The sequence below is a fragment of the Mesorhizobium sp. M0244 genome, from assembly GCF_040321795.1.
GTDB lineage: Bacteria > Pseudomonadota > Alphaproteobacteria > Rhizobiales > Rhizobiaceae > Mesorhizobium.
In genome coordinates this window covers 1-6,618 of sequence record NZ_JAMYSE010000166.1, presented here as the reverse complement: position 1 = coordinate 6,618, position 6,618 = coordinate 1, and the positions used below count along the sequence as shown (strand labels likewise).

Annotated in this window: 8 protein-coding genes; 5 read left to right on the top strand and 3 right to left on the bottom strand. The window is 58.5% G+C overall.

The genetic code is table 11. The features are described from left to right. Positions 1–209, top strand: a 209-nt coding sequence (locus NKJ08_RS37935; RefSeq protein WP_352786278.1) for a hypothetical protein, incomplete at its 5' end; no start/stop codon positions are given. 125 nt (positions 210–334) lie between these two features. Here the strand turns inward: NKJ08_RS37935 and NKJ08_RS37930 are convergent. Further along, the gene (locus NKJ08_RS37930) at positions 335–1,246 is read right to left on the bottom strand and encodes a phosphatase PAP2 family protein (protein ID WP_352532216.1); all 912 of its coding nucleotides are present in this window, start codon (positions 1,244–1,246) and stop codon (positions 335–337) included. 1,431 nt (positions 1,247–2,677) lie between these two features. Here NKJ08_RS37930 and NKJ08_RS37925 point away from each other — a divergent pair. After that, the gene (locus tag NKJ08_RS37925) at positions 2,678–2,995 is read left to right on the top strand and encodes an ArsR/SmtB family transcription factor (RefSeq protein ID WP_023720727.1); all 318 of its coding nucleotides are present in this window, start codon (positions 2,678–2,680) and stop codon (positions 2,993–2,995) included. Further along, positions 2,992–3,474: an SRPBCC family protein gene (locus NKJ08_RS37920; RefSeq protein WP_352786276.1), complete on the top strand. Its 483-nt coding sequence runs from the start codon at positions 2,992–2,994 to the stop codon at positions 3,472–3,474. The genes NKJ08_RS37925 and NKJ08_RS37920 overlap by 4 nt, the downstream gene beginning before the upstream one ends. Positions 3,475–4,014: 540 nt before the next feature. Here the strand turns inward: NKJ08_RS37920 and NKJ08_RS37915 are convergent. Next, positions 4,015–4,236, bottom strand: a complete 222-nt coding sequence (locus tag NKJ08_RS37915; protein WP_352786275.1) for a hypothetical protein — start codon at positions 4,234–4,236, stop codon at positions 4,015–4,017. 262 nt (positions 4,237–4,498) lie between these two features. On the opposite strand from NKJ08_RS37915, the gene mgtE reads away from it, so the two are divergent. Both mgtE and NKJ08_RS37905 read left to right on the top strand, forming a co-directional pair. Next, positions 4,499–5,917 (top strand): magnesium transporter, encoded by a 1,419-nt coding sequence (gene mgtE, locus NKJ08_RS37910; RefSeq protein WP_352532224.1) that lies wholly within the window; start codon positions 4,499–4,501, stop codon positions 5,915–5,917. 134 nt (positions 5,918–6,051) lie between these two features. Further along, positions 6,052–6,438 (top strand): MerR family transcriptional regulator, encoded by a 387-nt coding sequence (locus tag NKJ08_RS37905; protein WP_352532226.1) that lies wholly within the window; start codon positions 6,052–6,054, stop codon positions 6,436–6,438. A gap of 3 nt (positions 6,439–6,441) precedes the next feature. Here NKJ08_RS37905 and NKJ08_RS37900 read toward each other — a convergent pair. After that, positions 6,442–6,618, bottom strand: a 177-nt coding sequence (locus NKJ08_RS37900; protein ID WP_502906389.1) for a methyltransferase family protein, incomplete at its 5' end; no start/stop codon positions are given.

The following is a 6,618-nucleotide window of genomic DNA, read 5'->3' as shown; positions in this document are numbered from 1 at the left end:
AACGGCCATCCACAGAGCCAGATCGAGGAACTCATGCCCTGGCGATTCCGGAAAACATCAAGCCCAAACCCATAGGTGATCGGCGAGGCGCTTACTACAAATCGCTATGGAATTCTAGAAAAAATCCTTTAAAATCAACTTGCGAGGCGGTGCAGCATTGCATCTCGGCCGCACCATCAAATTCGAAAGCGGAACCTCTAACCCGTTGAATTCGAGCACGGCAGAGAGCGTCCTTGTCAAGGCACGTGGCTTTCTTGCCTATTGCGATCGCTAGTTTGGCCCATGCGAAGAGGCCATCGGCGGGCGTGGCCATCTATGCGGTTGGTGTGCATAATTATTCGCGCACCAAGCGTCCAGTCGCCCACCAGATGACAGACACAATAATGATCGATGCGTAGCCGTCCACAGCATAGTGCCATCCAGTGTACACCGATCCGTACAGGATCAGGGCTGCGAAGGTCCAACCCAGAACGCCAAGCCAGAGATTGATTGAGGAAAGCAAATAGGCGTTCAGTGTGACAAAGGCGACATGCATGCTTGGCATGGCTGAGATGCCGCCGCCAAGACTTGGCCGGCCGCTCTGGTAAGCCATCAGGAGATATGCAGCGGGTTTCCGCACCATGTAACTATGGTCCAGCCTGTCCATGACTGCATCGAGTCCGTGGAAGCGATCCACGCCAACAAACTGGTGGTAGTAAACCGGCCCGACCGATGCCAGCGCCAAGGCCAAGACAGTTCCGAGAGCGCACAGCGTTAGCGCTGCTGCGCAGAGATAGCGGATGCGGGCAATCTCGTCCGACCAGAGCGACACGAAAAGGATGGTGCCGAACCACTGGTAAAACCAAATGACTTCATAGCTGTTGAAGACGACGAGCGACCAACTGTTGCTGTCGAGCTTATGGACGATCTCCCATGGCGGCATCCCATGCAACCATTCATCAGCGTCGGCTAGCCAGTTGTCGGCATAGTATGGGACGACCGACGGGATAGCGATCTTGTAGGTAGAGAACGCGGTCAAGCTGGCAAAGAAGAACAGGAGCACCAACAGACAGCCGCGCCATCGCCCTTGAATCAAATCTAGGGCGTAGCGAATTGGTTGTCGTCGGCCATAGATGAGCGCGGCACAGCAGACACCGCCGATAAACAAGATCGGAATGCCAATAAGAAACTTGTGAGAATAGATTATGGCTGCGGTAGAGAAAATCTCTGGAAATAGTGCAGATGCGCCTAAGACGTAGATTGCCATAAATAAAGACAGGCGCAATTGCCATATGGCGGCTGGCCTATAGTGAGAGGCTTCCGTAATTAAGGCCAAACCAATTTACCCATTCTAAATGTTTCGCCAGAGAGAAATATACTCCGATAAGGTAAAAACCTTGCCGTCAGGTTTACTTTTTCCCCGGTGGTCGACACCCGCCATGCGGCGATTTACGGTGACAGTGCACTTTTTTCTTTCCCCACCTGCCGCTGGTTTGCTCGGCAATCCGGTCCAGAAGTGCGTCGCTGCCGCTCGGCCAACCGATACTCTCGGCCTCTCGAGCAAATCGAATGGCCCCGCTAACGATCACAGCCCGGCTCTCCATTGACATCAGATCCGGAACGCCGCCGGTTCACGGTCAGGTGCACGGGTGCACTTTGGCCAGCGCGATTCGGTCGGCCGACCTCAGGATTAGGTGCGCGGTTTGGCATCAGGCACCACGCGCCCAGATGCTGACATCGGCGACGCGGCAACGGAAAGTCGAGCCATGCGGTCAATCTAGACACAGCGACAGCTGAGCAGAATGGCAAAGGTGCACTGTCACCCTAATTCGTTGCGCGTGAAGGGTGACATTGCCCTTGGTTGGCGGTGTGTCGGGCGCCCTGGTCTTCGGACGTGAAAAACACTTTGGCGCGCCCGTTACCTCGTTGCGTGACGTGGTGTGGCAGAGCGACAATACGGGCAACGCGAGCCATACGGTCAACCTACACCCAACGACAGCCGGGCGAGCATGGCAAAAGTGCACTGTCACGGTAATTCACCGTAATTCCGCGCTTGTACAGCATCGCTCCCGGACCGCGTGATCCGTGATGGGTTACAATAGCCGGCTGTCCGGTCGACCGCAGATGACCGACATACAGGAAATGATTGCCATCGCCCTGTGTGCCCATATCGCTGTCTCCGATCGGTGCTCCTGGACGCCAACAGGCCCAAGTGTCGGGTGCTTCGCTGTGGCATTTTTGGGATGAGAGCTAGCGCGACTTTTCTGCGCCGTGACGATGAGACCTGACTGCCTCCAGTAGTTTGCGTTCATCGGTGTGAGCATTTCGAAAAATCGCAACGACGGTCGCCGCTAATTTTTCGGCGTCTTGGCTTAAAGGGTCGAGATGTTCGTCTGCGCAAACCCGGTCGAACACGCGTTGGCAAATAGCCAGGTCGTGGGGGCTAAGAGAGGTGCGATTGGCACGCTGGTTTAGCATGTCGCGAACCCTCAGGCCGGCTGCCCCATATTAAGCAGTGGACCTTCTCAGCCAGGCCGGCGGGAGGAGCCGGTCGGCCTTAGCGCTAAACGTGTATGGTTGAGGCGTCGTTCCCGGCTAATGAAAATTTGGTTGCTTTTGTACAATGCGGATGCCCATCAGCGAGCGCTTACTCGTAGGCCTCAGTTGACCTATCATAAGTTCTTGCTTATCATAAGTCATGGTTTATGATTACGCAGGCATGGTGGCCTTGGCCGATCCGACACGCCGCAAGGTGTTCGAACTCATCGCCGATCGGCCGCGCTCGGTCATTGATTTGACGCGGGTGCTTCCGGTCTCGCAACCGGCCGTATCGCAGCACCTCAAAGTGTTGAAGGAAGCCCGGCTGGTCCGTGCCGAGCCCAAGGGTGCCAGCAACATCTATCATCTCGACCCGCATGGGCTCGGCGAGATGCGCGCCTGGCTCGATCGCATGTGGGGCGATGCGCTCGACGCCTTCAAACGGGAAGTCGACAACAGCAAGGAGAAGAGGAAATGACGACCATGATCAAGCCCGCACCGGTCAGGAAGTCCGTGACGGTGGAGGTGCCACTCGACAAGGCATTCGATGTGTTCACGACAGGGTTTGGCCGGTGGTGGCCGGCTTCGCACTCGATTGGCAAATCCGCCCTGACGACTGCAGTGATCGAACCGAAAGCCGGCGGGCGCTGGTACGAGATCGGCGAAGATGGCTCGGAATGCGATTGGGGCGAGGTTCTCGCCTGGGATCCGCCGTCCAGGCTGACGCTCGCCTGGCGTATCGGAGCCGACTGGCGCTTCGATCCGGAACTGCTGACCGAAGTCGACATCCGCTTTGTGACGCTCGGCGAGAACGCGACGCGGGTGGAACTCGAGCACAGGCTTCTGGAGAACATGGGCGAGGCCGCGGAAGCAGCGCGCCAGGCCTTCGAATCCGAGGGTGGCTGGAGCGGACTCCTGGACCGCTATGCGGCTGAGTCCAAGCGCGACGCAGCCTGATCAAGAGGCGAGGCTCTTAGCCGTCCGATATCCAGCGAGGCCGCCGCATCGTCGGCCTCGCCCTCATTCCCCGTGCAGCATGTGCCGTGCTGCGGGCCACTGGGACTAATGTTGTTGGGCGAACGATGCCCGAACCGGAACGGCAATCTCTGCTTTGGCTTCTTTCGCCTGACCTTGCCACAGCTTCTCCGCAGCGACCGAAAATTATGGGTCTTCATCTGCCAAATGCACTCAGTCTTCAGCTTGCGTCTGGGGTTTGCCAGGAAATCGGCCGCGACTTCGGATCCGCACGGATCGGAAATCGATCGCATCGTGCCAATTCCCCGAAGAAAATCACTTGCCCGAGAGGAAGGCCTTTAGCCGCACGATGCGCAGTCTGTTGCTGGATCATATTCTCCCGACAGCAACAGAGTAGGGATGTTCGAGCGGCGGGATGTGTTTGCGAGACTGTTCCTCTTTCAGGAAACCAAAGCGGGCACACCACACCTAGCGTTGTCGCGGACTACCCGGCAGTTGGTCAGCGGCGGTACCAGAGCTGGATTACCGGTGCTTCTCGACGAAAGCCTTGCAGGCGGGTGACAACTGCTCGATCATGCTCTGAAGATCGCATTTGCCGATCGGTGTCATTGGGCAAAGCCGTTTGTAGTCACGGTTGCATTCCTTGCCCTGAAAAGATTTGAAGGATTTTGCCTCGGCGGCAATCGGGTTCAAAAGTATTTCCGAACAAACCAACGCAAGGCTGGCAAGCAGATACTTCCCCATAAACACCCTCCATTTATTAGCGGTAATTATAGACATACTAAATTAGAATATTCTAATTATCAACCCTGGGGCAACCGGCAGCTCGCAAGGTCGTTTGACGCCGTCCGTTGCGCCTAGAGAGGCCGATCTCAAGCCAAATCGTGCCCCCGCTCCATCTTTGTGTTTGACCATGATCTTTTCGGAAAACCGGTTTCCACTTTTCAGGATCATGGTCTAGACCTGACAGGCACCTTATCCGGAAATCCGATGGCGGGAGGCGCTGGTGGAAGGCCAGGACGAACACATGACCGGCGCCAGGGCCGCTGAGGAGCACCACGCCGACATCTATGACGAGGACGGCGTCATCCTGTCGTCGTTTCTCGCCCAGATCGGTGCTGCGATCGCCGATCGCGACACGCTGGCGCTGAAGCGTGAAGTCGACGATCTGCACCAGTCGGAACTCGGCCATCTGCTTGAGGCGCTGCACCCGGAACAGCGCCGCGCGCTGGTCGAATTGCTAGGCAAGGATTTCGATTTTTCCGCGCTGACCGAGGTCGACGAGGCGATCCGGCGCGACATCGTCGACAGTCTGCCCAATGCGCAGATCGCCCAGGCGGTGCAGGAGCTCGATTCCGACGACGCGGTCTACATTCTCGAGGACCTCGACCAGGAGGACCAGGACGAGATCCTGTCGCAGCTGCCGTTCACCGAGCGGATCAGGCTGCGGCGTTCGCTTGACTATCCCGAAGAGACCGCCGGCCGCCGCATGCAGACGGAGTTCGTCGCGGTGCCGCCCTTCTGGACGATCGGCCAGACCATCGACTACATGCGCGAGGACAACAATCTTCCCGACCGTTTCAGCCAGATCTTCGTCATCGATCCGAGCTTCAAGCTGCTCGGCGCCATCGACCTCGACCAGATCCTGCGTACCAAGCGCTCGGTCAAGGTCGAAGAGGTCATGCATGAGACCAGGCATGCCATCCCGGCCACCATGGACCAGGAGGAGGCGGCACGCGAATTCGAACAATACGATCTTCTGTCCGCCGCCGTCGTCGACGAGAACGAGCGGCTGGTCGGCGTGCTGACCATCGACGACGTCGTCGACGTCATCCAGCAGGAGGCCGAGGAAGATCTGCTGCGCATGGGCGGCGTCGGCGACGAAGAACTCTCGGACAGCATCTTTTCGACCTCGCGCTCGCGCGTGCCCTGGCTGCTGGTCAATCTTTTGACGGCTTTCCTGGCGGCCTCGGTGATCGGCCTGTTCGACCGCACCATCGAGCATATCGTGGCGCTGGCGGTGCTGATGCCGATCGTCGCCGGCATGGGCGGCAATGCCGGCTCGCAGACCATGACGGTCACGGTGCGGGCGCTGGCGACCAGGGACCTCGACATCTACAATGCCGGCCGCATCATCCGCCGCGAAATCGGGGTGGGCTTCATCAACGGCATCATCTTTGCCATCCTGATCGGCCTCGTGGCTGCTGCCTGGTTCCACGATCGCAATCTCGGCGGCATCATTGCGGCTGCGATGATCATCAATATGTTCGTGGCGGCTCTGGCGGGCATCCTTATCCCGCTGCTGCTCGACCGCTTCAAGATCGATCCGGCTGTGGCTTCGGCGGTTTTCGTCACCACGGTCACCGACGTCGTCGGCTTCTTTGCCTTTCTCGGGCTTGCCACATGGTGGTTCGGCGTGCGCTGAACCCTCTCAATTGACTTTTACGTAAATGCCGTGCGAGGTTTTGGAAGGTCCCTGCCTGCCGATTCTGGCACACGCCTGGATGCTGGCGAAGCCGCACGGGGAACTCGCGGCATGGCCGGGGCATTGGAGTGACGATGCGGGAATATTATTCGATAACGGAGCTGACCCGCGAATTCGACGTGTCGACGCGGACGTTGCGCTTCTACGAAGACGAAGGGCTGGTGCAGCCGGTAAGGCGCGGCCGCACGCGGCTGTTCCGCCCGTCGGACCGGCATCTCATCCGCCAGATCATGCGCGGCAAGAGGCTCGGCTTCTCGATCAACGAGATCCGCGAAATCATCCAGATGTACAGGGAGCCGCCCGGCGAGGTCGGCCAACTCAAATTGATGATCAAGCGCATCGAGGAAAAGCGCGAGGATTTGCGCCAGAAACGCCGCGATCTCGAGGAGACCCTGGCCGAGCTCGACCAGGCCGAGGAATCCTGCGTCGAGCGGCTGGCAGAACTCGGCGTCAACACCTAAGGCTCAGATCCAGCGTCGCACCTTTTTGGCGTAGTCCCGGTACTTCTTGCCGAATTTGCTCGTCAGCACCTTTTCCTCGCTCTCGATCGTCAGCTTCTGCCTCACGAAGGCCGCTACGAACGCCAGCACCAGGAACCAGGCGCTCCCCAAGACACAGGCGAGGCTGACCAGCAGCAGCGT